The sequence below is a fragment of the Rhodoferax ferrireducens T118 genome (assembly GCF_000013605.1).
Lineage (GTDB): Bacteria > Pseudomonadota > Gammaproteobacteria > Burkholderiales > Burkholderiaceae_C > Rhodoferax > Rhodoferax ferrireducens.
Genome location: NC_007908.1, coordinates 3,429,048 through 3,452,136, shown reverse-complemented (window position 1 = coordinate 3,452,136; position 23,089 = coordinate 3,429,048). Strand labels below are relative to the sequence as shown.

At 58.3% G+C, this 23,089-nt stretch carries 22 protein-coding genes; 8 read left to right on the top strand and 14 right to left on the bottom strand.

Features of this window, described 5'->3' with window-relative positions; genetic code table 11:
• Positions 1-180: 180 nt before the first annotated feature.
• The 3 genes from RFER_RS15765 to RFER_RS23075 all read left to right on the top strand — a co-directional run bounded on the left by RFER_RS15765 (position 181) and on the right by RFER_RS23075 (position 2,274).
• Entirely contained in the window at positions 181-804 is a 624-nt protein-coding gene (locus RFER_RS15765; protein WP_166485745.1) for a LysE family translocator, read from the top strand.
• Between the two features lie 106 nt (positions 805-910).
• Positions 911-1,639 (top strand): glutathione S-transferase family protein, encoded by a 729-nt coding sequence (locus tag RFER_RS15760; RefSeq protein WP_011465384.1) that lies wholly within the window; start codon positions 911-913, stop codon positions 1,637-1,639.
• Positions 1,640-1,767: 128 nt separating this feature from the next.
• A complete protein-coding gene (locus tag RFER_RS23075) occupies positions 1,768-2,274 on the top strand; it encodes an outer membrane protein assembly factor BamE (protein ID WP_011465383.1) in 507 nt (168 codons plus the stop codon).
• 55 nt (positions 2,275-2,329) lie between these two features.
• Here the strand turns inward: RFER_RS23075 and RFER_RS15750 are convergent, their stop codons facing one another.
• The 11 genes from RFER_RS15750 to RFER_RS15700 form a co-directional block, all read right to left on the bottom strand.
• On the bottom strand, positions 2,330-2,692 hold the full coding sequence (locus RFER_RS15750) for a DUF2784 domain-containing protein (RefSeq protein WP_011465382.1): 363 nt from the start codon (positions 2,690-2,692) through the stop codon (positions 2,330-2,332).
• Between the two features lie 67 nt (positions 2,693-2,759).
• Entirely contained in the window at positions 2,760-3,029 is a 270-nt protein-coding gene (locus tag RFER_RS15745) for a hypothetical protein (protein WP_011465381.1), read from the bottom strand.
• 581 nt (positions 3,030-3,610) lie between these two features.
• The gene (locus RFER_RS15740) at positions 3,611-4,390 is read right to left on the bottom strand and encodes an aspartate/glutamate racemase family protein (RefSeq protein ID WP_011465380.1); all 780 of its coding nucleotides are present in this window, start codon (positions 4,388-4,390) and stop codon (positions 3,611-3,613) included.
• Positions 4,391-4,425: 35 nt separating this feature from the next.
• Positions 4,426-5,244, bottom strand: a complete 819-nt coding sequence (locus tag RFER_RS15735) for a M55 family metallopeptidase (protein WP_011465379.1) — start codon at positions 5,242-5,244, stop codon at positions 4,426-4,428.
• On the bottom strand, positions 5,241-6,335 hold the full coding sequence (locus RFER_RS15730; protein WP_011465378.1) for a P1 family peptidase: 1,095 nt from the start codon (positions 6,333-6,335) through the stop codon (positions 5,241-5,243). The genes RFER_RS15735 and RFER_RS15730 overlap by 4 nt, the downstream gene beginning before the upstream one ends.
• A gap of 12 nt (positions 6,336-6,347) precedes the next feature.
• Positions 6,348-7,271, bottom strand: a complete 924-nt coding sequence (gene gsiD, locus RFER_RS15725; protein WP_011465377.1) for a glutathione ABC transporter permease GsiD — start codon at positions 7,269-7,271, stop codon at positions 6,348-6,350.
• Positions 7,272-7,278: 7 nt separating this feature from the next.
• Positions 7,279-8,199 carry a glutathione ABC transporter permease GsiC gene (gsiC, locus tag RFER_RS15720; RefSeq protein ID WP_011465376.1) on the bottom strand — a complete coding sequence of 307 codons (921 nt, stop codon included), beginning with the start codon at positions 8,197-8,199 and terminating at the stop codon, positions 7,279-7,281.
• 85 nt (positions 8,200-8,284) lie between these two features.
• Complete coding sequence (gene gsiB / locus RFER_RS15715) at positions 8,285-9,844, bottom strand: glutathione ABC transporter substrate-binding protein GsiB (RefSeq protein WP_011465375.1); 1,560 nt, start codon at positions 9,842-9,844, stop codon at positions 8,285-8,287.
• A gap of 70 nt (positions 9,845-9,914) precedes the next feature.
• Positions 9,915-11,822, bottom strand: coding sequence for a dipeptide ABC transporter ATP-binding protein (locus RFER_RS15710; protein ID WP_049765753.1), 1,908 nt, complete (start codon positions 11,820-11,822; stop codon positions 9,915-9,917).
• A gap of 61 nt (positions 11,823-11,883) precedes the next feature.
• Positions 11,884-12,816, bottom strand: coding sequence for an isoaspartyl peptidase/L-asparaginase family protein (locus RFER_RS15705; RefSeq protein ID WP_244095886.1), 933 nt, complete (start codon positions 12,814-12,816; stop codon positions 11,884-11,886).
• A 50-nt stretch (positions 12,817-12,866) separates the two neighbouring features.
• On the bottom strand, positions 12,867-13,826 hold the full coding sequence (locus tag RFER_RS15700; protein ID WP_011465372.1) for a MurR/RpiR family transcriptional regulator: 960 nt from the start codon (positions 13,824-13,826) through the stop codon (positions 12,867-12,869).
• A 254-nt stretch (positions 13,827-14,080) separates the two neighbouring features.
• Here RFER_RS15700 and RFER_RS15695 point away from each other — a divergent pair, with 254 nt between their 5' ends.
• Together RFER_RS15695 and RFER_RS23560 are read left to right on the top strand one after the other, a co-directional pair.
• Complete coding sequence (locus tag RFER_RS15695) at positions 14,081-14,302, top strand: hypothetical protein (protein ID WP_166485744.1); 222 nt, start codon at positions 14,081-14,083, stop codon at positions 14,300-14,302.
• 792 nt (positions 14,303-15,094) lie between these two features.
• Positions 15,095-15,364 (top strand): transposase, encoded by a 270-nt coding sequence (locus RFER_RS23560; RefSeq protein WP_279587677.1) that lies wholly within the window; start codon positions 15,095-15,097, stop codon positions 15,362-15,364.
• Between the two features lie 89 nt (positions 15,365-15,453).
• Here RFER_RS23560 and RFER_RS15690 read toward each other — a convergent pair whose 3' ends face one another.
• From RFER_RS15690 to RFER_RS15680, 3 genes are read right to left on the bottom strand one after another with little or no spacing between them, the layout of a single operon-like run.
• Complete coding sequence (locus tag RFER_RS15690; RefSeq protein ID WP_041790869.1) at positions 15,454-16,782, bottom strand: sigma-54-dependent transcriptional regulator; 1,329 nt, start codon at positions 16,780-16,782, stop codon at positions 15,454-15,456.
• Positions 16,751-18,223: a sensor histidine kinase gene (locus tag RFER_RS15685; protein WP_011465369.1), complete on the bottom strand. Its 1,473-nt coding sequence runs from the start codon at positions 18,221-18,223 to the stop codon at positions 16,751-16,753. Before RFER_RS15685 ends, RFER_RS15690 begins: the two co-directional genes overlap by 32 nt.
• Positions 18,223-19,077, bottom strand: a complete 855-nt coding sequence (locus RFER_RS15680) for a PhnD/SsuA/transferrin family substrate-binding protein (RefSeq protein WP_011465368.1) — start codon at positions 19,075-19,077, stop codon at positions 18,223-18,225. Before RFER_RS15680 ends, RFER_RS15685 begins: the two co-directional genes overlap by 1 nt.
• Positions 19,078-19,426: 349 nt before the next feature.
• On the opposite strand from RFER_RS15680, the gene RFER_RS15675 reads away from it, so the two are divergent.
• The 3 genes from RFER_RS15675 to RFER_RS15665 are packed head-to-tail and all read left to right on the top strand — an operon-like array spanning position 19,427 to position 23,085.
• On the top strand, positions 19,427-22,036 hold the full coding sequence (locus tag RFER_RS15675; protein ID WP_244095734.1) for a molybdopterin-containing oxidoreductase family protein: 2,610 nt from the start codon (positions 19,427-19,429) through the stop codon (positions 22,034-22,036).
• A 15-nt stretch (positions 22,037-22,051) separates the two neighbouring features.
• Complete coding sequence (locus tag RFER_RS15670; RefSeq protein ID WP_011465366.1) at positions 22,052-22,744, top strand: 4Fe-4S dicluster domain-containing protein; 693 nt, start codon at positions 22,052-22,054, stop codon at positions 22,742-22,744.
• Positions 22,741-23,085, top strand: coding sequence for a hypothetical protein (locus RFER_RS15665; RefSeq protein ID WP_011465365.1), 345 nt, complete (start codon positions 22,741-22,743; stop codon positions 23,083-23,085). The genes RFER_RS15670 and RFER_RS15665 overlap by 4 nt, the downstream gene beginning before the upstream one ends.
• The last annotated feature ends 4 nt before the right edge of the window (positions 23,086-23,089 follow it).

Genomic DNA, 23,089 nt, shown 5'->3' with positions numbered 1-23,089 from the left:
TGAGCGGACACACTTCAACGGGTCGGGTCTGTCTGACGCGCGGTGGATGCGCGGCAGGCGTGTCAATGCTATAAATACAGTAGCTTCATGCGCATATTTCACGGGGGCCACAGGTCAAATTCGTTTGAATCATTGGTTGCCTGTCATGCGGCACAATCGATCTTGCTTCAGGACATGGAAATGCTCACGACCCTCATCACCATCTGGATTCTCCACGTCGCTGCCCTGGCCACACCGGGCGCCAATGTTTTGCTGGTGTCGCAGCTGGCGGCCAGTGACCGTGCCCAAAGTGCGGTGTTTGCGGCCTTGGGCGTGACGTTGGGCGCGTTCGTTTGGGCCAGCAGTGCGGTGCTGGGTGTGCACGCCCTCTTTCAGGCTTTCCCGGGTTTGCGCCTGGCCTTGCAGATTGCCGGCGGCGTCTACCTGCTGGTGGTGGCTGGTCGCTTGTGGCGCTCCGGCGCTGCGGCGCTCATCGAAAGCCGTGCATCGGTGTCTCGCCGCGCCGCATTTCGCCTTGGATTTTTGACCAACATCACCAACCCAAAGTCCGCGCTGTTCTTCGGCAGCGTGTTTGCGGCTTCGTTTCCTGCAGCACCCAGCCCGCTCCTGCAAATGGCGGCGGTGGCCATGATCGTGACCAACGCACTGAGCTGGCATATCCTGCTGGCCTACCTGTTCTCGCGCGCGCAGGTGCGTTCGGGTTACTCGCGCGTGCGCGGCCTGGCCAATCGCATGGCGGCCGCGGTGGTTGGCGTTTTGGGCCTGGGGCTTTTGGTGGCGACCTTGCGCGATGCCAGAGCGTAGCAAGCTGCCTGGGCGGTCCGGTGGTGATCAGCCGCATCCGGCAACTGCGGTACATTGAAGTCAACTGTCAGACACTTTGAGCAAATTTTATTGATTCAACAACGCCATGTCTTACCAACTCCACTACTGGCCCAGCATCCAGGGCCGCGGCGAATTTGTCCGTCTGGCGCTTGAAGCTGCCGGCGCACCGTATGTCGATGTCGCGCGCGGCGATGCTGCCAGCGGGCAGGGCCTGCCGGCCTTGTTCCACTACCTGCAGGACGAGTCCGTCGCACGACCGCCATTTGCCTGCCCGGTGCTGGTGGATGGCAAGCAGGTGATCGGGCAGACCGCCGCCATCCTGCTGTATCTGGGGCCGCGCCTCAAGCTGGTGGGCGCCAGCGAGGCCGACCGCCTGTGGACGCATCAGATCCAGCTCACCATCGCCGACGCCGTGGACGAGGCGCACAACACGCACCATCCGGTAGGCGCTGGCCTGTATTACGAAGAGCAGAAGATGGAAGCGGCCCGGGCCGCGAAAGAATTTCGCACCCAACGCATTCCCAAATTTCTCGGCTGGCTGGAGGCTGTGCTGGCGCGCAATCCCAAAGGCGACCGGCATCTGGTGGGTGCGCGCCTGAGCTATGCCGACCTGTCGCTATTCCAGCTGGTGGCGGGTCTGCTCTATGCGTTCCCCAAGGCGACGAAGCGCGCCTTGAAGAAGACCCCGTTGGTGCTGGCGCTGCACGAGCGCGTTGCACAGCAGGCCCGCGTGTCGGCATACCTGCGCAGCGAACGCCGCATTGCGTTCAACGAGGACGGCATCTTCCGGCGCTACCCGGAGCTTGATGCCTGAGACAGTACCGTGGCGAAGTGGCCGATGGCTTCTTCGACTGGGAGCCGGGCTAGCTCCGACGTCGGCCGCCGATGTCAATTAAAATTCCATACTGCGCCGCCACAGGCGGGCCTTGATCAGGAGAACCCATGATGCGTCATTGTTCGTCACCCTGGAACTGGCTTTTGCTGTGCTTGTCACTGTTGCTGCCGGCCTGCAGCAGCTATGCGCCGCCCCGCACGCTGGTCGGAATGAGCCGGGATGAGCTGGTGGCGCTGATGGGGCCGCCCGACATGGAGCGCCGGGTGGACGCAGGCACTCGACTGGAATTCCCGCGCGGACCTTATGGTCAGCATACTTGGTTTGTCTATTTCGACGCCGCCGGCCGGGCCATCCGCGCCGAGCAGGTGCTGACCGAGCAGAACTTCAACCGCATTCTGCCCGGCATGGCGCAGGACGAAGTACGTCAGCTGCTGGGTCGGCCCAGCGAGGTGCAGGGCCTCGCGCGTGCCCGCGGCGTGGTGTGGAGCTACCGTTACGAAAATCCATTTTGCGACTGGTTCCAGGTGGAGCTGTCGCTGCAACAGCAGGTGCGCTCCGCCGGTTACGGCAAACCGCCCGAATGCGAGCAGCGCGACGGGATTTTTCCATTTTGATGGATGACACGCACTGATCGTTCATCGCGTGGTCGCGAGCTTCGGCGTTTCTATGTCAGGTACGCCGGTGAATGACAAGCCAAACATAGATGGCGATGTTGACCACGACGACAGTGGTAGCAAGCACGAACTGAACCTCGCGGGTCAGGCCTGAAGGATAAATGACGTCGAGGAGATAGTGCTCGATGAAGCTTTCCGCGTAGCCTGATTGACCGGCCCGGACACGAAGGTCGTTCTCGAGATAGGTGAGGGGGCAGATGCGACCCGTGAGCTCTATGAAGAACGCCCAAGCAGCCACGGGAAGATGAACAAGTGGCATCCAGCGCCAGCGCGCGGCGAGTGCCCCACCGAAAAGCGCGAACAAGATGAATGACAAGTGGAACAGCAGAACGCCGTCAGCTGCAAAACGAAAGTACATGCGAACGCCGGTCCGATGATGGATGCCGCCCGAGGAGGAGGCAGGTGTTAGCTGATCGGGTCGATGCCTACTTGACGCATTGCATGAGGTTTGAGTTCTTGCCTTGCCCGCTGTGCTCACTCACGACACAGGACATGCCGCCACAGAGGCAGTGAACGACTTGGGTCGACATGCTGGCAATGGAGGTCGGAGCCGAGCACTGGCAAGCCGGGGCGGACATGACGCCCTGCGCCTGGGCTTGGCCCCAGCGCAGACCGAGCAGACCAAGCAAAAGAACGAGCACCGAACCGAGAACAATTGCCGCAAGGTGCGTGAAGCGTAGTGAACGTCTGAGCATAAGGACTCCTTCTCATCATGCGTAGACCTGGCTTTGACCTGTTTCCACTGACAGTTTTAGCTTCATGAGGAAGCGGGTTGATGGTCAGGTTACAGGGTTGAATGAACGTAACAGTGTCAGCGCCTGCACTATAGCCTGCATGCTGGAAGGATACAAATGCGCCCAGGGGTTGCTCTGGTGAAGTCCCCCACAAGATTGAGGCGGGCGTGGGCTGTGTTTTGGCTGGTGGCTACATGACGCCACAAACAAAGTGGCCCGCTAATAATTATGTAGCAGGCTTTCTATGTCTGACAGGGTCAAGTGGTGGGAACTGAGAGATTCGAACTCTCGAGCTACGGATTAAATGATGGGCCTTTAACGTGCGATGATCCATTTCGATGGCCTGATACGAAACACAATAATGGGAACCGTGAGCAATATGCGACCAAATTTTGTTAACGACGCAGATGATCGGCGTCACGCATGAGGTGCGTCAATGACAGCTTCGCACGTTGCCTGACGTACCGGTTAGGCAAGCGAGCGGCGGTTCTGTCGCGTTGCCGACTGACGAACGTGTTTCTGGTGGGAGCGAAGCCGGTTCTTCAGCCTGCATAGGCCCGACTAGCCAACGCTTGGGCCAGCACTTGAGCTGGGTTGACCAGCGTCCACTTCGCCGCCTGTGGTGCCGATGTCAATGTCAACGGGATTTCGGTACAGCCCATGATGAGGGGGACATCACCATGCCGCCCAATCAGTCGCTGTGCAACATCGACGAAACACGACTGAGCGTAGGCCATGTCGCCGGTTTTAACCCCGTCGTAAATGCCTCGCATCAGGGTCTCGCGCTCGGCCTCATAGGGCAGGTGGCAAGTGATACCCGCCTGTGCCAGAGCGGCTTCGTAAAGTCCGGTCCGGTAGGTACCTTGCGTGGCCAATAGGCCCACTTCGCGCAATCTCAGCGCCCGTAGGTAGGCAACCACTTCGCGGGGCATATGCAGCAACTCGATCAGGGGAATACGGGCCTGCAACTCGTCATGCCAGGCGTGAGCGGTGTTGCAGGCCATCGCCACGGCACATACGCCGACAGTTTCCAGTCGCCCAAGCGCCCTGGCCATGGCCTCCAGAGGCGCATCGTCGGCTGAGCTCAGGGCTTGTGTGCGGTCCGGCACGGGCACCTGCATCAGCCAGTGTTCGGGGAATGTCTGATCGTTCACGGCCTGGCCGCACTGTTGCATCCTGTCGGCACAGGCCTGCACGAAAAGACGGACGAAATCGGCGCCTGCGGCGGGGCCCATGCCACCCAGGATACCGACGATGCGGGTTGGCAACTCACTTGCCGCTGAAGGGGCTGCCAGCGTCGAGCAATCAAGGGCGGCTGGCATACACGCAATTATTTTGAAATAGGCAGGTGCAACGCCTAGCGCAGCATGGTCGACATGGCCGACAGGCTGTTGATCATGCGCACGGCGGCTTCCACCGTGGGGGCATCAAAACCGACCTCGTCTCCGTCCAGCCGCCGCAGGGTGGGCCACTGGCAGAACAGGTCGGCCAGCGCTGTCGTCTGGGTCTGGATACGAACGGCGATGGGTCCTGCCAGCACGAAAGGGCGGGCCGTGCTGTGCCGCATCAGCGCTGCTGCCACGCTTTCACGGATGGCGCTGCAGGCCTGCGCGGGCGAGAGACTGACGCCGCTGGTGTGGCCGGTTGCCCGCTTGGTCTGCACAAAGGTGGCATGTGGGAATACGGGCCGGTGTTCTTCGATGAAAACATCATCGCCGCTGGCCATCACCACCGGCACGCCATACTCGCCGGCCAGGGCACCATAAATGCCAGCTTCGCCCAGCTCGAGATCGTTGACGTACACGCGTGCGAAAGCAAAGCTGTTGATGGTGTGCGCCAGAATGCCACGGCCTTTCGCCCGCGAGTGGTAGCCGATCATGCAGACGGCGTCCACGCCCTCGTCGACCCCTGCCACCATGCCCAGGTAGCGCGGCTTGCCCTGCACGGCCTGGGCGCGCGGGTCCAACAAATCGGGCGGCATATTTCGAAAGCCCCCGTGCGAATCGTTGACCAGCACCTTGGTGGCTCCTCCGTCGAATGCGCCTGCAATGGCCGCGTTGGCCTCATGAGTCATCAGTATGCGAGCGCGCTCATACTCGGGGTTGCCGACGCGTACCTGTTCAGGATGGTAAACGCCGGCAACGCCTTCGATATCGGTGGAAATCAGGACTTTCATGAAGAACTCGCTGAAGGTGTCAATGGATGTGAAGTCGCAGGCCAGTCGTGCAGCAGATCGGCTAGCGCGATCCGGTGGTGGCCGTCGCGGCCGGTCACGGCACAAGCGCCCCACAAGGCGTGAATGATGGCTTGTTCGGTACTGTCGGAGACGGCCTGAAACAGGGCATCAATCAAACCATCATGCAGCATCGCCGTCGTCGGCATCGGCCTGTTGCTTTGCTGGGGCACGGTGTAGGCGGTGGAAAAAGCCAGCGCAATGTCGCCGCTGCCGTGGCCGAACACCGACCCAGTGCGGGCCAGGCCGGCACCAGCGCGCAGCGCCAGTCGGCGTAGTTGGCGCGCATCGAGCGGCGCGTCAGTGGCTATCAGCAAGATGATGGAGCCTTTTTCGGGCTCTGCAGCCAATGACTTCTGCGAAGTGGCCAGCCGGGTAGCCAACTGCGGTCCCAGCGCATGGCCGGCAAGAACCAGTTGTGGCAGTCGGCCGTAGTTGGCCAGTACCAGTGCGCCAACGGTGTATTCAGTGTTAGCCATTACCCGTGCCCGGCGCGACGCTGTGCCAATGCCACCCTTTAGCCCAAAGCTCGACATGCCGCGCCCGGCGCCGACCGAACCTTCTTCAACGTCCACGCCAGCTTGCGCGCAGGCCTGCAGGTAATGCTGTTCGGTGATGGCCATGCGCTGTATGTCATTGAGGAAACCATCGTTGCATTCAAAGACCAGCGGATTGACCGTGGGCAGGCTGCGGCCGGTTTCCGGGTTGGCCGCCATGCATTGGCGTATTTGCGCCGTTGCCACGGCAGGCACCGAGAAAGTGTTGGTCAAGGCTATCGGAGTCTCCAGCACGCCAAGCTCTTCAATCTGCAGCAGACCCACACTCTTGCCAAAACCGTTGAGCACCGCCGCCGCCGCCGGCACCCGGTCGCGAAACGGGTCTCCCGCATGAGGGCGCACCACCGTCACACCAGTCTGCACGTCCTGCGCAGCCAGAGTGTGATGGCCCACGGTCACACCGGCCACATCGGTGATGGCGTTGCGCAGCCCCTGCGGCAGGTTTCCTATGTGGGGCAGCAAATGACGATGCATCATGAAACTACTTTCTTACTCGCGATCAATTTTCGGATCCAGCGCATCGCGCAGGCCATCGCCCAACAGGTTAAAAGCCAGCACCGTCATAAAGATCGCCAAACTGGGAAATAGCGCCACGTGCGGCGCGTTCACCATGTCGGCGCGGGCTTCATTGAGCATGGCACCCCATTCAGGTGTGGGCGGCTGAGCCCCCATGCCGAGAAATGACAGGCTGGCTGCTGTAATGATGGAGGTGCCCAATCGCATGGTGAAGTACACGACGATGGATGAAATGGTGCCCGGCAGAATGTGCCGCATGATGATGGTCCAGTCTGACGCACCAATGCTGCGGACCGCCTCGATATAAGTCATTTGCTTGAGCACCAGGGTGTTACCACGTACCAGGCGCGCAAACGCGGGTACGCTGAACACCGCCACGGCGATCACCACATTGACCATGCTGCTGCCAAGAATGGCGACCACGCCCAGTGCCAGCAAAATTCCGGGGAAGGCAAACAGCACATCGGAAATGCGCATCACAATGCGGTCCCACCAGCCTTCATAGTAACCTGCGAGCAGACCGAGCGCGGTGCCAATGGCGCCACCAATTGCAACCGACAGAAATCCTGCGGCCAGCGATATGCGCGCGCCCACCAGGATGCGGCTCAAGATGTCGCGGCCCATCGGATCCACACCTAGCCAGTGCTGCCACGAGGGGCCGTCGTTGAGCTTTTCGTAGTCAAAAAAGTTTTCCGCATCGTAGGGGACGATCGCTGGCGCAAACACGGCCAGCAACACCAGAACCAGCACGAGTGCCAGAGCCGCCACGGCAACATGCTGCTTTCTGAACTTGCGCCAGAATTCCGTCCACGGTGTGCGCACGGGTGCGCCCTGCACAGCGGTAGATGCTGTTGGCAGGGCCGGAACGTCGGCGCTTGAAGGAGGTTGTTGGGTCATGGCCTGCTCACTTGTAGCGAATGGTGGGGTTGATAAAGCCATAGAGCACGTCAACAATCAGGTTGATCAAAATAAATTCCATGGAAAACAGCAGCACCAGCGCCTGAATGACCGGGTAGTCGCGCATGGTCACCGCATCGACCAGCAAACGGCCCAGTCCAGGCCAGTTGAAAACTGCTTCCACCACGATGGAGCCGCCCAGCAGGAAGCCGAACTGAAGTCCCATCATGGTGACCACGGGTATCAAGGCATTGCGCAGGCAATGCTTGAAAATGACCGTGCGCTCTTTCAGCCCCTTGGCCCGCGCCGTGCGCACGAAGTCCTCCTGAATCACTTCAACAAAAGACGCCCGGGTAAAACGGGCCATCACCGCGGCCACCGCTGCGCCCAACGTAAGGGACGGCAGGATGTAATGCCGCCAGCTATCGGCCCCCACCGTGGGGAACCAGCCCAGTTGCACCGAAAACACCTGCATCAGCAACATGCCAAGTGCAAATGCGGGAAAAGAGATGCCCGACACAGCAATCGTCATGCCCAATCGGTCCGGCCACTCGTTGCGGTACACCGCCGAGGTGATGCCAATCGTCATGCCAAAGATCACCGCCCAGACCATGCTGGACAATGTCAGCAAAAGTGTCGGCATGAAGCGCTCGGCAATCTCGGTGGACACCGGTCGCCGCGTGCGCAGAGAAGTACCAAAGTCGGCTTTGACGACATGCGCGAAGTAGCTCACAAATTGCTCAGGCAACGGGCGGTCCAGGCCCAGTTCTTGGCGAACCAGTTCCACCGTCTGCTGGTCGGCGTCCTGGCCGGCGGCCAGACGCGCCGGGTCACCCGGCAGCATGTGCACGAACAAAAACACCAGCACTGCAACAATCAGCAGCGTTGGGGTTAGGCCCAGCAGCCTTTTCAGGAAATAGTTCAGCATGGAGAGTCAGATCGGATCAGGTCAAGGCGTACGCCGGCGGATGCCAGCGCACGCGGGAGCGTTGCCCGTGCGGCAACAGGGAGGCTTACTTGACGGCAACTTCCTCGGAGTGAATGCTGCCGTCAGGCATGACATATACGCCCGAGAGTCGCTTGCTGGTGGCGTAAAGGTTCTGCTCCGTCACCAGGGGTGCCCAAGGCGCGTCTTTCATGATCTGCTCCTGTGCATCGCGGTACAACGCGGTCTTTTCTTTCTCATCGACCGACTTCAGCGCGTTCGCAATGTCGGCATCTACCTTGCTGTTGCTGTAGTAAGCGGTGTTGTTCAACTTCGGTGGCCAAGATTCGGTGGCCAGCAGGGGGCGCAGTGCCCAGTCGGCTTCACCGGTCGAGGCTGACCAGCCCGCGTAATACATCCTCACCTTGGCCGTTTTCGAGTCCGGCGCTGCCTGCACCCAGTCGGTACGCTGGCCGGGCTCCAGCGCTAGCACGGTGATCTTGATGCCGACCTGAGCGAGTTGCTGCTGCACAAACTGCAGCGTCTTTTGCGTCGTGGTGTTGGTGTATGCGCCCCATAGCACCGACTCGAAGCCATTGGCGTAGCCCGCCTCCTTCAGCAATTCGCGCGCCTTCTTCGGGTCATATGGCCATGGTGCCATCTTGTGCGCATATTTCACGCCTTGCGGAACGATGCCCTGAGCCGGGAAGGCGTAGCCGCTGAAGGCCACTTTTACCAACGCCTCCTTGTTGATGGCGTAATTGATCGCCTGGCGCACCTTAACGTTGTCAAACGGCTTTTGCAGCATGTTGAAGCTGATGTAGCGGGTAATGATGGACGGGCCGGTCATCAGATCGAGTTTGGCGTTCTTTTTGAGTTCTGCCGCCTGCTCGTAGGGTAAAGGGAAGGCGAAATCAGTTTCGCCGGTCTGCAACATCGCGGCACGCGTGCTGTTTTCCAGCACAGGTTTCCATGTCACCGTATCGACCTTGGGGTAGCCCTTTTTCCAGTAACCGTCGAATTTTTTACCTTTCACAAAATCAGTCTGCTTCCACTCAACAAAAGTAAAAGGGCCAGTGCCAACAGGGTTGAATGCGATGTCTTTGCTGCCGTATTTTTTAAGCGCAGCGGGCGACATCATCACAGCAGAAGCATGGGCCAGCGAATTGATAAAGGGCGCAAAAGGCTCCTTCAGTGTCACGCGCACGGTCAAGGGTGACTCGACTTCCACTTTTTCGATGCGGTTGAACTGGTTGGTACGGGCGAGTTTGTTTTCGGCATTGAGCACGCGATCCAGCGTCACCTTCACCGCCTCGGCATTGAAATCGGTGCCATCGTGAAACTTCACGCCCTGACGCAGCTTGAAGGTGTACACAAGACCGTCTTTGGAAACAGTGAAGCTTTCGGCCAGCACCGGCTGAATTTTCAGATCCTTGTCAAATTCAAAAAGCCCCTGGTAAAAGGACTTGGTGACGGCTGTGGTTAGCGTGGTGTTGGTGTTGTAAGGATCCAGGGTTTCGGGTTGTCCGCCAATGGCCAGCACCACATCCTTCGCGGCAAGGGCCGAGCCAGCAGACGCCAACGCCAGCAGAGTCAGCAGGCCGCCAGCCAAGGCCTTGGCGCGAAGCGGTTTGATAGGTTTTGTCATGGCAGAACTCCTAGTTAAGGTTAAAAAAACAAACGCAACGGAAACAATCAAAACAGATCGTGGAGGTCGTTCAGTAGGCACCGGCGATACGGTGCCTGGCGACAAAATGTTCGGGGCCCACTTCGATCAGCGGTGGTACAACGGGCTCGTCACCGACGGCGCGAATCGGACTTGGAATTTCATCCGACATCAGTTGACGGCTCAGATGCCTGCGACTCGGGTCGGCCACGGGGACTGCGGCCATCAGCTTACGGGTATAGGCGTGCTGGGGGTTTTCGAATATGGCGCGGCGCGGGCCAATTTCGACAATCTGGCCCAGAAACATCACAGCCACGCGGTGGCTGATGCGCTCGACCACCGCCATGTCGTGCGAAATAAAGAGAAAGGCGATGCCCAGCTCGCGCTGCAGGTCCAGCATCAGGTTGACGATCTGAGCTTGAATCGAGACGTCGAGCGCCGACACTGATTCATCGGCAATCACCACCTTGGGATTGAGCGCCAGCGCGCGCGCAATGGCGACGCGCTGGCGCTGGCCGCCCGAGAACTCATGCGGGTAGCGCTGGGCGAACTCGGCCGGCAAACCGACTTTTTCAAGCAGCCAGTCGACGCGTTTCTGGGCTTGTTTGCCCTTGGCAATCTTGTGCACCAGCAAGGGCTCCATGATGGAAAACCCAACAGTGAGGCGCGGGTCCAGCGAGGCAAACGGATCCTGGAAGATGAATTGGATGTTGCGCCGCAATCCCTGTAGCGTACTGGTGGGCAGGTTGCGGATGTTTTGTCCGCCAAACTCAATCACGCCGCTCTGACTTTCAACCAGACGCAACAGCGATCGACCGGTGGTGGATTTGCCGCAGCCCGATTCACCGACGAGCGCCAGCGTCTCGCCCGGACGAATGTCAAAGCTGACCTTTTCAACCGCATGCACCCGGCGCGTAACGCGGCCAAAAAATCCACTCCGCACATCAAATCGGGTCACCAGATCTTGCACTCGCAATATCGGCGCACTGCCAGGTACTACGGTGTCTTGCCGGCGGGGTGGCTCGGTCGGCGCTGCGTCGGCTTCTTCGGTGCGAAGCAATTCAAATTTGAGCGGCAGTTCGGTGCCTTCCATGGCGCCAAGCCTGGGTACGGCCGAGAGCAACGCACGTGTGTAAGCGTGCCGAGGGTGCGCAAAAATCTCCTCTGACGCGCCTTCTTCTACTTTGTTGCCGCGGTACATCACCAAAACGCGGTCGGCCACTTCGGCCACCACGCCCATGTCGTGCGTAATGAAGACCACACCCATGTGCATCTCTTCTTGCAGAGCCCGAATCAGCTGCAAAATCTGCGCCTGGATCGTCACGTCAAGGGCGGTGGTTGGCTCATCGGCAATCAGGAGCGAGGGCTTGCATGACAGCGCCATGGCAATCATCACACGCTGACGCATGCCGCCCGAGAGCTGATGCGGGAAGCGATCCAGCACGTTGCGTGCTTCCGGAATACGCACCAACTCCAGCATGCGCAATGCCTCGGCCTTTGCTGCCGAGGCGCTTTTTCCCTGGTGCACCCGAATGGATTCTGCAATCTGGTCACCGGCTGTGAATACTGGGTTGAGCGAGGTCATCGGCTCCTGGAAAATCATCGCAATGTCGGCACCGCGGATACTGCGCAGCGTGGCGTTGCGCGCCTGTGCCAGGTCAAGCACATCGCCGCTACGGCGCCTTAACATCATGCTGCCGTTGACGATGCGCCCGCCGCCATGCTCGACCAGTCGCATCAATGCCAGCGAGGTGACTGATTTGCCCGAGCCTGATTCACCCACAATGGCCAAGGTTTCGCACTGGTCAACGTGAAACGATAGCCCGCACACCGCGTCAACGGTACGCTCAGAGGTGGTAAACCGCACTGACAGGTTGTCGACCGCCAGTACTCGATTACCCGGCATTGCCCGCAACGGCAAAGCAGTTGACTTCGCAGCCTCAGCCAAGGAAGAGTTCATTGGGTCGCGTTTGGTGGGGGTCATGAAAAATTGGGTCGAGCGAAGGAGTGGTCAGCTCACCTCAGCGGAAGATCGCCGTCCACGGAGTGACGCCAACGCGGGCGTAGCCGCGGTACATGCCTTCGGTGTTGAAGGGAAGGCTCAGGTTACCTTGAGCGTCTACTGCAATCAGGCCGCCTCGGCCGCCGAGGGTGGGCAGCACATTCATGACCACCTCCTGGGCTGCCGCGTCCAGCGACTGACCGGCGTAGGCCATGCGCGCACAGATGTCGTAGGCCGCTGCGATGCGTATGAACATTTCACCGGTGCCTGTGCAGGAAATCGCTGCGGTGCGGTTGTCCGCATAAGTGCCGGCACCTATCAGGGGGGTGTCACCGACCCGACCGGGCCGCTTGTTGGTCATGCCCCCTGTAGAAGACGCGGCCGCCAAGTTGCCGTGCGCATCAAGAGCGACGGCGCCGACAGTTCCAAGCTTGCTGCCCTCATCCAACGGTGCCATGGAAACGGCCGTTGGGTGGAACGCCAGGGCAGCACCGTCATGGTCCAGCAAAGTCGCGTCGGTATCGAGCGCGCGCCGCAATTGCGCACGGCGGGCATCGGTCGAAAAGTAGGTGGGCAAAACCATCTCCAATCCCAACTCTTCGGCAAAGGCTTCTGCCCCTGCAGCCACGAGCATGACATGCTCGCTGTGCTCCATCACCGACCGCGCTGCGCGCAAGGGACGGCGAATGCGGCTCACACAGGCCACCGCTCCGGCACGCAGAGTGGCACCGTCCATCACGGCGGCGTCCAGTTCATGAGTTCCGTCATGGGTGAAGACGGCACCATGCCCGGCGTTGAAAAGTGGGCAGTCCTCAAGCAAATCGACGGCTAGGCTCACGGCATCGAGTGCGCTTGCGCCGTCGGCCAATAATTGCTGCGCGGCTCGCAGGATGCTTTGCAAGGCATCGTTGTAAGCCATAGTCTGCTCTACGCTGATGCTGCTGCGGCTCATGGTGCCAGCGCCGCCGTGGATGGCAATGAGGGGAAGGGGCTTGGACGATTTCACTTGGGGACCTTTGGCAATTTGGAACTGACTCGCGTCTTGCGCGGCGCAGGCTTTGCGGCATCGGCTAAGGGTCGCAGTCGACCGGGGTGATTGCCGTGCAGCCAGGGAAGCACCGATTCAGTCAGTTGCGTCGCCGCCTTGAGCGACCCCTTGGCGCGGTGAGCGACGGCGCTGCACAGGGCCTCGATCAGCGCCAGCGCACTGGCCTCGGAGGTGGCAAAGTACTGGCTATCAGTGTGCGCATAGAGCGAGACGGTAGCCAATGGCGCCAGCGGCGAAGTCACGCGATCAGTCAGCGCGAGCACCGGCACACCGGCGTCGCGCGCCCGGCGCGCAAGTAAAACGGTGTCAGCGAAGTACCGCGGGTAGGCGATTGCGATCAGCAGATCCGTGGGCTGAAGGCGTGTCAGGATGCGTGCACCATAGGACGAACTCTCGATACTGGCCAGCAACTGGACGTTGTCGCAGTAAGGATCCAGGCAGCGCTGCAGCAAGCCGCCCAACCAGCTGCTGCCGCCAAAGCCCATGATGTAGATGCGTCGTGCATTCAGAATGACATTCACCGCCTGTTCGCAACTGTGGGCATCAAGTGATCGGCGCGTCAAGTCGATGTTGCGCTGGCTTTCCGCCAGAGCGGTGGCAAATACATCTGCCACTGTGGCGGGGTGTTCGAGTTTGCTGCGCAGCTTTTCGACCGGGGCCAGCGTGGCTTCAAAACCCATCACAAGCGCCGCCCGAAATTGCGGATATCCGTCAAATTCGAGCGCCCGGGCAAACCTGTTGGCGGTGGCCACAGAGACCCCTACCGTGGCGGCCAGCTCATCGATTGGCATGATGGCCGCCTGAAAGGGATGGGCAAGTACATAGTCGGCCATCTCCCGGTGTGAACGTGTCAGCTTCGGCAATGCACGTCCAATTCGGTGTGCCATCGATGGATTACCAGGAAATGTTGCCATTAGAGTTAAATCGGGTGCGAAATTGGAATGTATACAAATTTACAAAGTGGTTCATGGTAACGAAATTTTTGATCATTTACAAGTTTGTGTTGGCACCATGATGTTGCCGCCGAAAAACGTGCTCCTTAGCTGATGTGAATATTCAGCGATAGGAGAACAGGAAATGAGCAAAAGGAAAGACGGGCAGGCGCGTGGTAAATACACGCTGGAATTCAAACTGGAAACGGTACGCTTGGTCAAAGGTGTTGCCGCCAGTGAAGGCCATAGAACAGGCTGTAGAGCTTCAGTTGCCTGATGGAGGCACGCTGACAGTCAAAGCAAGCGCCGTACTGTCTGTCGCCGCTGCCGTTGAACTCGCACCAACGCAAGCCGCCCAACTCATTACGGCATTGGCCACGCTGGCAAAGATTGCCGAGATTGGCGAACTCGCCGCCCGCATTACTTCGTTGGAAGAAAAGCAAAATGACAACAGTTGAAAAACGTATTGAATCACTGGAGAGACCCGACCCCACCAACTCAAAAACTGTCACCAGACTGTCACCAGCGTCAAAAGCAAAAAAGACTGCTAACAATTATGTAGCAGGCTCTCTATGTCTGACGGGGGGTAAGTGGTTGGAACTGAGAGATTCGAACTCTCGACCTACGGATTAAAAGTTTGCCATTAAAGCGCAGTGCCTAGGAAAAGCAAGCAAATATCACCGTAACCAAGAATAGTCAAAAGTACTTACACGACTGTAACTTATCGTAATTTGGCGGAGACGGGCAGACATGGTGTCTGTACCGCTACTGTACCGAAAATGATGGGCCTTTAAAGTGCGATGATCCATTTCGATGGCCTGATACGAAACACAATAATGGAAACCGTGAACAATATGCGACCAAATCTCATTAACGACGCAGATGATCGGCGGCACCATGAAGCGCGTCAATGACAGCTTCGCACGTTGCCTGACGTACCGGTTTGGCCGACAGCGGCGCAGCGTTGGCGGGTACAGCCCAACGGCCGCTTCCTGGTAACGAAAATAAAAAGCTTTGTTTGTCCATCAGCGGGCATTAGTGGGCCAGCAACGTGCGTATTTCTACCTATCAGAGAGCATGATCTATATGGTCGAAGTGCGTCAGCGCGCAGCCTTGGACTTGAAAAGCCATTTTCGTTAACGCTTATTCTGAAAAGCCTGGGCAACCAAGAATTTGGCGTCCACTGCGCATGTTGTCGCTGATGGATTGCCTTGCTTTAAGCAGGTGACGCAGGTCGCGGCCTCCCATGAGTGCCATGTGACGGTAGCGGCAGCCAAGCGGCCAAACGATTGGAGTTTCGCTGGTTCAATACGATGCCCGCCAATCTCAAGACGGCTTTGGCCGGAACTTGCCACTCGTTTGATCACGCCAAGTACGCGGCCCGCTATTTGGCAGAGTTTGCTTATCGGTTCAATCGACGGCTTGACTTGGCGGCAATGCTGCCTAGCGCACTTTGCGCAGCCGTTGTCACCAAACCCCAGCCATTGACAGTTCTGCGTTGGTCTGAGGCAGGAATCTAATCAGGAAAAATAAGGGTCCAGCCCTCAGGCAACAAGCGTCAAAATCTATCTAATTTGCAGTATCCAAAGGGCGCGGTGCAACTGCGCGCCTAATCCGCATCGCTGCCTTTGACGATCTCCAGCTTGCGCATTTTCTCCCACAGGTTTTTACGGCTAATGCCCAATGAGTCCGCGCAGCATTGAATCTGCCATTGGCAGCCGTCGAGTGCGTGCACGATAAAGTCACGCTCGCATTCATTCAAATAGTCGCGCAGGCTGCCCGCCATATCGAGCTGCCCGCTCAATGGCGGCGCGGGGCGGTCGAACAGAATGTCATGCGAAATCGAGCGGCCGTCGCTCATCAAGCTGGCGCGCTCCAGAGTGTTTTTGAGTTCCCGAATGTTGCCGGGCCAGCGGTAGGCCTTGATCGCATGTTCGGCTGCTGGCGTCAGACCGGGGGGTGGCTTGCCACTGGCGTCGGCAATCTCTGCCAGCAAGTGCTGGGCAATCGGCAGAATGTCCTCGCTGCGTTCGCGTAGTGGCGGGATGCGCAGTTCGACCACATTGATCCGGTAATACAGGTCTTCGCGAAAATCGCCCCGGATTACCGCTTCCTGCAGCACTTGATGCGTGGCGCAGACCAGGCGGATATCAACTGGAATCGGGGTTTCTCCACCGACCCGTACGATGCAGCGCTCCTGCAGCGCGCGTAGCAGCTTGACCTGCATAGATAGAGGCATGTCACCTATTTCATCAAGTAACAATGTGCCGCCATGCGCCTGCTCGAAAACGCCCTTTTTTGTGCGGACTGCACCTGTGAAAGCGCCTTTTTCGTAACCAAAGAGTTCGGCTTCCAATAGGCTTTCGGTCAGCGCGCCGCAGTTGACCGCAATAAAGGGCTTGTCGGCGCCGGTCAACTGGTGCAGCGCTTGCGCCACACGCTCCTTACCAACGCCGGATTCACCGGTGATCAGTACCGAGGCGGCGCTCGCGGCCAACCGAGGCAGCATGGCTTCGATCTGGCGCATGACCGGCGAACACCCCAGGCTGCCGGTCCCTGACGCATCCTCCGGTGCGACGATGCCGTGAATCTTGTCAATCAAGGCATCAAGGTCGAAGGGCTTGGTGATGTAATCCTGCGCGCCGCGTTTGAGCAGGCGCACGGCGGTGTCGATGTCGCCATGTCCGGTTATGAAGATGAACGGTGGCAGGCTGCGTTGTTCCGTCAGGAGTTGTTCAAACAGCACATCGCCTGTCATGTCGGGCAGGCGGATGTCGCTGATGACCAAGGCATAGTCTCTCAGGCGCAAGGCGGTCAGGGCGGCCGCGCCGGTACGATGCCAATCATGGCTGAACCCTTCCAGGTCGAAGCGATCAGCGAGCGATTCGCCCATGATGTCATCGTCTTCAATCAGGCAAATTTTGCGTTGGGTTTGCATCGCTTTGGGGGTTCAATGGAATGAGGATGGTGAAGCGGGTCAATTCAGTGTTCGATTCGGCACTGATGGTACCGCCCAGTTGTGTGACGATCTGGTAACAAATCCAAAGACCCAGACCGTTGCCGCTCTCCGAAAAGCTGGTAAATGGCTCAAACAAACGTGCCAATTGTTCTGGCAATAGTGGTCGACCACTGTTCTCCACGACCATTACCAATTGCGACTCGCTGGCCAATATCCGTACCGCCACCAACCCGTCCCGACCGGCAGCCGTAATGGCATTAAGCAGTAAGTTGATGAGCATCTGGCGTACCAGCGTCGAGGGCAGCGACAGTGCGTGTGGCAGCGCCGCCACCCAAGACAGATGTGCGCCCTGCTTGTTGGCTGCTGGGGTAACCAGAATGTGGATGTCTTCAAGATCGGCGGCGTCAAGGGGGCGGCTCTTCACTTTGGCCTCGACTAATAGTGCAGCGACGGTTTCTCGAATCTGCGAGAGGCCGCGCTCCAGCAATGAGACCGTCTTTTGGGTGACCGGGTCCGGGTTGCCGTGGCGCTTGAGGGTGCTGATGGCGTTGAGCATACCGCCCAAGGGGTTGTTGATTTCGTGCGCAATGCTGGCCGTCAGGCGCCCGACCGCGGCCATGCGCTCGCTCTTGAGCATTTCTTTTTCGAATTCGGCCTTTTCGCGCAATTTGGTGAGGACGGTTTCGTAGGCCAAAAAAAGTTGTCCTACTTCGTCCTTGTAGGGGTAGAGCGCCGGGTCAAGGGCTTCAAGGTCGCCGCTGCCGATGCGGCTGATGCGCTCTGTCACCAATCGCATAGGCAGCATCATGCGGCGCCCCCAGTAAGCTGTAATAGGCAGAAGCACTGCCAATGCCAGTAATGTGATCCAAATGGAGCGTACTAGAACGATCTGAAAACGTTGCCAGAGCAGGGACTTGTTGTAGGAGACGATCAAGGTGCCGAGTCGCACGCCGTCATTGGCGATTGGCACGGCGACGAAAATTCGTTGCGCACCACGCATGGAGACAGTAAAAATGCCGGCATCTGGCGCTAGCGGGAGGTCCTCGCTGAGGGTTTGATACTCCGGGCCCAGTCGAGCCAATTCACTGAGCACCGGATGCTCCTGCGGGCGGGATGAAACATAAATTTTTTTATCGTTGTCAACGACGATCAGACTCTCATAAAGTGCAGTTTCCGGGTTTGCCGAGAAGGGTAGAGAGACGATTTCGAAGGCACCCCAAACGTTGTCGTGAAGGATTGCCGGAAAAAGGGAAGGGGCCATGGTGCGCCCGATGTCTTCGGCGTTTTGAAGAAGATCGTGATTCAGGTTGTCCCATGCCTGCACGACGAACGAGGTTGACACAGCGAGCGCCGTTGCCAAGATCAATCCGCCGCCCCAGAGAGGCAGCTTGAAACGCAGACTCAAATCGAACAGGCGCATCAGCGTTCGCCAAACAGCCTCATCATCTCGGCCACGCTGTCGTAGAGCTTGGGCGACCCGGCGATGAAGCCAGTCAGGTTCAGTCGGGCGAGCAGCGAGCGGCCGTGCGCGTCGTTCTTCATGTTTAGCAGCACGTCTTGCATGAGGAGAAAATCGGCCTCTGGTACATGGCTCTGGGCGACCAACGGCGGAAAACCGTATTCCTCTGACTTCCAGGCGATGCGCGTTTTGGCGGTAATGTCTGGCCGCACTTTGCTCAGTGCATCCCAGACGAAACTGTCGACCGATGCACCCTGAGCCAGCCCTGCGGCCACCGCATCAATGGCCTTGCGGTGCGACCAGGTGAAAAACGTCCGTCTGAAATAAGTTGCTGGGTCCGCGCCGCTGCGCTTGATCTCAAAACGCGGAGAAAGATAGCCGGTGTTCGAATAGGGGTCGGCGTAGGCAAATACACTGCCTTTGAGATCACCGATGCTGCGCGTGCGGGTGTCGCGTGTGGGCACAATCAAATAGGAGCGGTAAGTGGGCTTGCCCTCATTAAGCGCCACTGCCAGTAGCCGGACGTCCTTTTTCAAGGCCACGTAGGGGTAGTCACAAATCCAGGCGAACTCCACCTTTTGCTGTTGCAGCAGGTCCATCGTGTCTCGGTAACGATCGCGCTGCACAAACTCAACCGGGCGGTTCAATCGAAATTTGAGGTAGTCCCGCCATTCGGCGAGCAAGGCATGTTGGTCGTGCAGAAAAGCGGGTGTCATGGCGACGCGAATAGTCCGTGATTCCCGTGCGCCTTGTGCGCCCATGCACCACACACCAAGCCAGAGCGAGATGAGCATAACTTTGAGAAATTTCGGCATCCTGCTTCCTCGTTACCAAACGGTAACTTTGCACGGTTTTGGCGGTTTCCAGGTTACCAAACGGTAGCGCCCTGATTTTCAGACGACTTCAATGGCCCGGCACGTCTGGCCAATGCCTTGAAAACAATGCGGATTTTAACGACTGCTGATTTTGTGAACGTCAATGCTCTGCTTGACCAGACGCTCGGCTTGGTCCACACAAGGGACGCGCAACCCATCGGCGTCAACCACTCGTTACCAAGAGGTAACACAACGGCCACCGCGCAAGACGGCGAGCATTGGCACGATGCTTGCAAATAGATCCTCGTTCAAAGTAATTGCAGACGTATTTTTTAACAGGAGATGCACAGTGAAACTTGCTCGAAGAGGATTTATCCAAGGCATGGGCGCTCTCGGCGCGGCAGCGGGCGTCAGCCTGGACGCTGTTGCCCAGGCCGTCAAAGCGGCCAAGCCCGCCGCCAAAGGCAAAGCGGTAGCCCGCGCAGTGCCAGAAGTTAAACACATCAAGTCCGGCTGTGCCATTTGCCCGAACTTCTGCGGCATCGACGCCACTGTCGTCAACGGTGTCATTCGAACAATCTACCCTGATGCAGCGCGTGCCGACGTTTACAACCATGGCATCTGCCCCAAGGGCGCCTCGGGTATGTTCAATACCTATGATCCATACCGCCTGAAAAAACCGCTCAAACGTACCAATCCGAAAAAAGGCCGCAATGAAGATCCGGGCTGGGTCGAAATCAGTTGGGAGGAGGCTTTCACCACGGTCACCGACAAGCTCAAAGCGATCAAGGCGGACAACCCTTCCAAGCTGGTCTGGCAACACGGCCAGGGCAAGTACCTGATTCAGGAGCAATACTGCACCGCATTTACCAAGGCTTACGGCACACCGAACATGGTGCACCGCACCACCGCTTGCGAAGCGGCCCGCCACGTTGCAGACGAGTTGACGTGGGCCAGTGCCAATATTTTGCCGGACCTGAAACACTCCAAGCTACTGCTCAATTTCGGCGCCAACTACCATGAAGGCGAGCAAGCCTCCCGCTGGCTGGATTGGCAAACCGTCCAGAGCCGCGAGCACAACGCCATGAAGGTGGTGGTGGTCGAACCACGTCTTTCCGGTGTGGCGGCCAAGGCCGATGAATGGGTGCCAGTGCGACCGGGCAAAGACCCGGTGATGTTGCTGGCCATGGCCAAGGTGCTGATAGACGACAACACGCTCGATGAGCCCTTCCTGGTGGAATTCACCAATTCACCTCAACTGGTGGATGAGGCCGGCATCATCTTGAAAGACAAAGACGGCAAGACACCGTTGGTATGGGACACCGTGACCAACTCTGCCAAGCCCTATGTGGTGGGGGTGAAGCCTGCCCTCAAGGGCCACTATACGGTCGACGGCAAGCCCATGCGCACGGCGTTTCAGGTTTTGGCCGACAGTTTGAAAGACATGACACCAGAGTATGCAGAAGAAGTAGCGGGTGTGCCGGCCGCAACCACGGTGCGTCTGGCCAAGTTGTTTGCCAAGGAAGCGCGCATCGGTGAAACCATCGAGATAGATGGACTCAAGCTGCGCTATCGTCCGGCCGTTCTGTATTCGTTCCGAGGTCTGTCGGCCAAGGAATACGGCGTGCAGGGCTGGCGTACCGGCTTGATCCTGAACATGCTGGTGGGCTCGATTGATGCCGTAGGCGGCCTGATGTTGGTGGGTGGTGCGTATGCCCGTCCTCAATACTTTGACGTCAGCGTTTGCGAATACCCACCTAAACGCTCTGACTTGGCGCAAAGTGTGTTCTACCCCTACTCCAATCACCACATCGCTCAGAACACGAACTTGACGGTGCAGGACCCCAAAGCCTGGGGCCTGGCTTACACCCCGGAGATGCAAATCTTCTATGGCACCAACCGCGCCATGTCGATTCCCAATTCAGGCCAACAGTTTGAGGGCATGACCAAGACCTTCAATGTGGTGATCGACATTGTGATGAGCGAGACGTGCTGGTTTGCCGATATCGTGCTGCCAGACAAGACCTACCTTGAGTCGTGGCACTTCGCGCCAACCCGTGGCACCACGGACACGGGTCACACGGCAATCCGTCAACCCATGACCAATCCTTACAACCTGACGCATGACGCGTTTACCATCATGGCTGAGTTGATGAAACGCCTGGGCTTGCGCGACAAGTATGCCGAGGAATGCAACAAAGCCTGGGGTCTGAAGGAAACCAAATTCCAGCCAGGCCGCGACTACACCACCCGTGAAGGCGTGGAAGTGATTTGGGCCGACAAGACCAAGAAGGATTTCTCGGTGGCCATGGAGCAGGGTTTCATTGGCAAGAAAATAGACACAAAGAGCAAATACCAGTCGGGCGCGGAAGACAAGTTCAAGGGCCCCGGTAAAGCCAAAATCAAGCTCTATGCCGATCAACTGATTGACACCTATTACAAGGTGGAAGCCATAGCGAAGAAAAACAACCTGAGCAAGATTGATCTGGCGCAGTACAAGATTGCCTATTCGCCTCTGCCCAACAAGGACCACGCCTTCCCGACACCGCACCGTGAGGCCAAGGACTTCCCGTTCTACGTCATCACGCATAAGCGCATGTTCCGCAACCAGTCCGGCAACACGGTCAATAACGCGATTTTGAACCAGGCCATTGGCGCAGACGCGGCCACCAACTACGTGCAGATGAACGTCACCGCGGCGGCCAAGTTGGGCATCAAGAGCGGCGATACGGTCACCCTTGAAACCCGGGTGGGCAAGATCAATGGCACGGCCCAGGTGGTGCAAGGCATTCGACCCGACACGATTGCCGTGTCCTACCACTATGGACAGTGGAGCAAGGGCTACTCCCCCGACGGCAGAAAGGGGACCGCCATCAACGAGGTTCTGGAGCACCACGCGGATCTGATCTCGGGCCACAACTCATTTAACGACACCAAGTGCAAAGTCTATAAGGCCTAACCGGAGAAAAAGATCATGACCAAACTCGTAAGACTTATCGACCAAAAGCGCTGCATGGGTTGCCGTGCCTGCTTGGCGGCCTGCGCCACTGAAAATCACTTTACTCCGGAGGCCCCATGGAACGTCATGGTGGAATACGAGGTCGGGACCTACCCGCAGGTGAAGAAGGTGTACAACCCCATGGGCTGCATGCATTGCGAACAACCTTCTTGCAAGGCTGCCTGCGACTCCGTGGGTGCTAAGGCAATCAGCAAGAACGCCTTTGGCGTGGTGCTGATCGACTACGACAAATGCATTGGCTGTGGTTATTGCGCGGCGGTTTGTCCCTACGGCGTTCCGCAACTCAATAAGCAGGTGGCGCAACTCGCACCCGGCAAGGAGAAATTGGGTGCTGAGGGCATCGATTACGCCGACCGTCATCCAACCCATCGCAAAAAAGCCAATGTGGCAGAGAAGTGCACGTTCTGCGCGCACAAGCTTGAACAGGCGGTGGCCGATGGCAAAGTCGATCGTATCGGCAAAGATCAGGCTTACACGCCAAGTTGTGATTTGGTGTGCCCAGTGCAAGCTCGGATGTTTGGCGACATGGATGACCCGAACTCCGAAATATCCAAACGTATCAAAGCCACGGGTGCAAAACAGTTGAAAACCAAGTTCGGCACCGGCCCACAGGTGTATTACGTGCTCGAAGAAGGAGCTAAATCATGAAAAAACTGCTCATGCTGACCCTGTTGGGTATGTCATTGGCGGCCGGTTTGGTGTTCGCAGCTGATGTCGCGCCAGCGAAAGCCGCAATTCCGGCCAAAGCGGTCAAGGTTGCCAAGGTGACGGGCAAGACCATCACGACGGCAGAAAAAGGTCGCTACCATGCTGTTCATGAAAGCAAGGCGAAGTTGGAATGCAGCGATTGCCACGGTGGTGGTGCAGACGACATCCTGTTTGTGCGAACCGGTGAGTTCCAGGGCAGGGAAGGCCCCGTCGATCGAAAAGAGTGTCTGACATGCCATCAAACACCCAAAAAGCCGACCTTTTACGGCGCCGCTCGGTGACACC

Excerpts from the sequence above, each read along its gene's own strand:
- RFER_RS15765 (WP_166485745.1), top strand. The coding sequence starts at position 181 with ATGCTCACGACCCTCATCACCATCTGGATTCTCCACGTCGCTGCCCTG.
- gsiB (WP_011465375.1), bottom strand. The coding sequence starts at position 9,844 with ATGACAAAACCTATCAAACCGCTTCGCGCCAAGGCCTTGGCTGGCGGC.
- gsiC (WP_011465376.1), bottom strand. The coding sequence starts at position 8,199 with ATGCTGAACTATTTCCTGAAAAGGCTGCTGGGCCTAACCCCAACGCTG.
- RFER_RS15710 (WP_049765753.1), bottom strand. The coding sequence starts at position 11,822 with ATGAACTCTTCCTTGGCTGAGGCTGCGAAGTCAACTGCTTTGCCGTTG.
- RFER_RS15760 (WP_011465384.1), top strand. The coding sequence starts at position 911 with ATGTCTTACCAACTCCACTACTGGCCCAGCATCCAGGGCCGCGGCGAA.
- RFER_RS15735 (WP_011465379.1), bottom strand. The coding sequence starts at position 5,244 with ATGAAAGTCCTGATTTCCACCGATATCGAAGGCGTTGCCGGCGTTTAC.
- RFER_RS23075 (WP_011465383.1), top strand. The coding sequence starts at position 1,768 with ATGATGCGTCATTGTTCGTCACCCTGGAACTGGCTTTTGCTGTGCTTG.
- RFER_RS15680 (WP_011465368.1), bottom strand. The coding sequence starts at position 19,077 with ATGCCGAAATTTCTCAAAGTTATGCTCATCTCGCTCTGGCTTGGTGTG.
- RFER_RS15745 (WP_011465381.1), bottom strand. The coding sequence starts at position 3,029 with ATGCTCAGACGTTCACTACGCTTCACGCACCTTGCGGCAATTGTTCTC.
- RFER_RS15750 (WP_011465382.1), bottom strand. The coding sequence starts at position 2,692 with ATGTACTTTCGTTTTGCAGCTGACGGCGTTCTGCTGTTCCACTTGTCA.
- RFER_RS15665 (WP_011465365.1), top strand. The coding sequence starts at position 22,741 with ATGAAAAAACTGCTCATGCTGACCCTGTTGGGTATGTCATTGGCGGCC.
- RFER_RS15670 (WP_011465366.1), top strand. The coding sequence starts at position 22,052 with ATGACCAAACTCGTAAGACTTATCGACCAAAAGCGCTGCATGGGTTGC.
- RFER_RS15685 (WP_011465369.1), bottom strand. The coding sequence starts at position 18,223 with ATGCGCCTGTTCGATTTGAGTCTGCGTTTCAAGCTGCCTCTCTGGGGC.
- RFER_RS15730 (WP_011465378.1), bottom strand. The coding sequence starts at position 6,335 with ATGATGCATCGTCATTTGCTGCCCCACATAGGAAACCTGCCGCAGGGG.
- gsiD (WP_011465377.1), bottom strand. The coding sequence starts at position 7,271 with ATGACCCAACAACCTCCTTCAAGCGCCGACGTTCCGGCCCTGCCAACA.
- RFER_RS15705 (WP_244095886.1), bottom strand. The coding sequence starts at position 12,816 with ATGAGCCGCAGCAGCATCAGCGTAGAGCAGACTATGGCTTACAACGAT.
- RFER_RS15700 (WP_011465372.1), bottom strand. The coding sequence starts at position 13,826 with ATGGCAACATTTCCTGGTAATCCATCGATGGCACACCGAATTGGACGT.
- RFER_RS15690 (WP_041790869.1), bottom strand. The coding sequence starts at position 16,782 with ATGCAAACCCAACGCAAAATTTGCCTGATTGAAGACGATGACATCATG.
- RFER_RS15740 (WP_011465380.1), bottom strand. The coding sequence starts at position 4,390 with ATGCCAGCCGCCCTTGATTGCTCGACGCTGGCAGCCCCTTCAGCGGCA.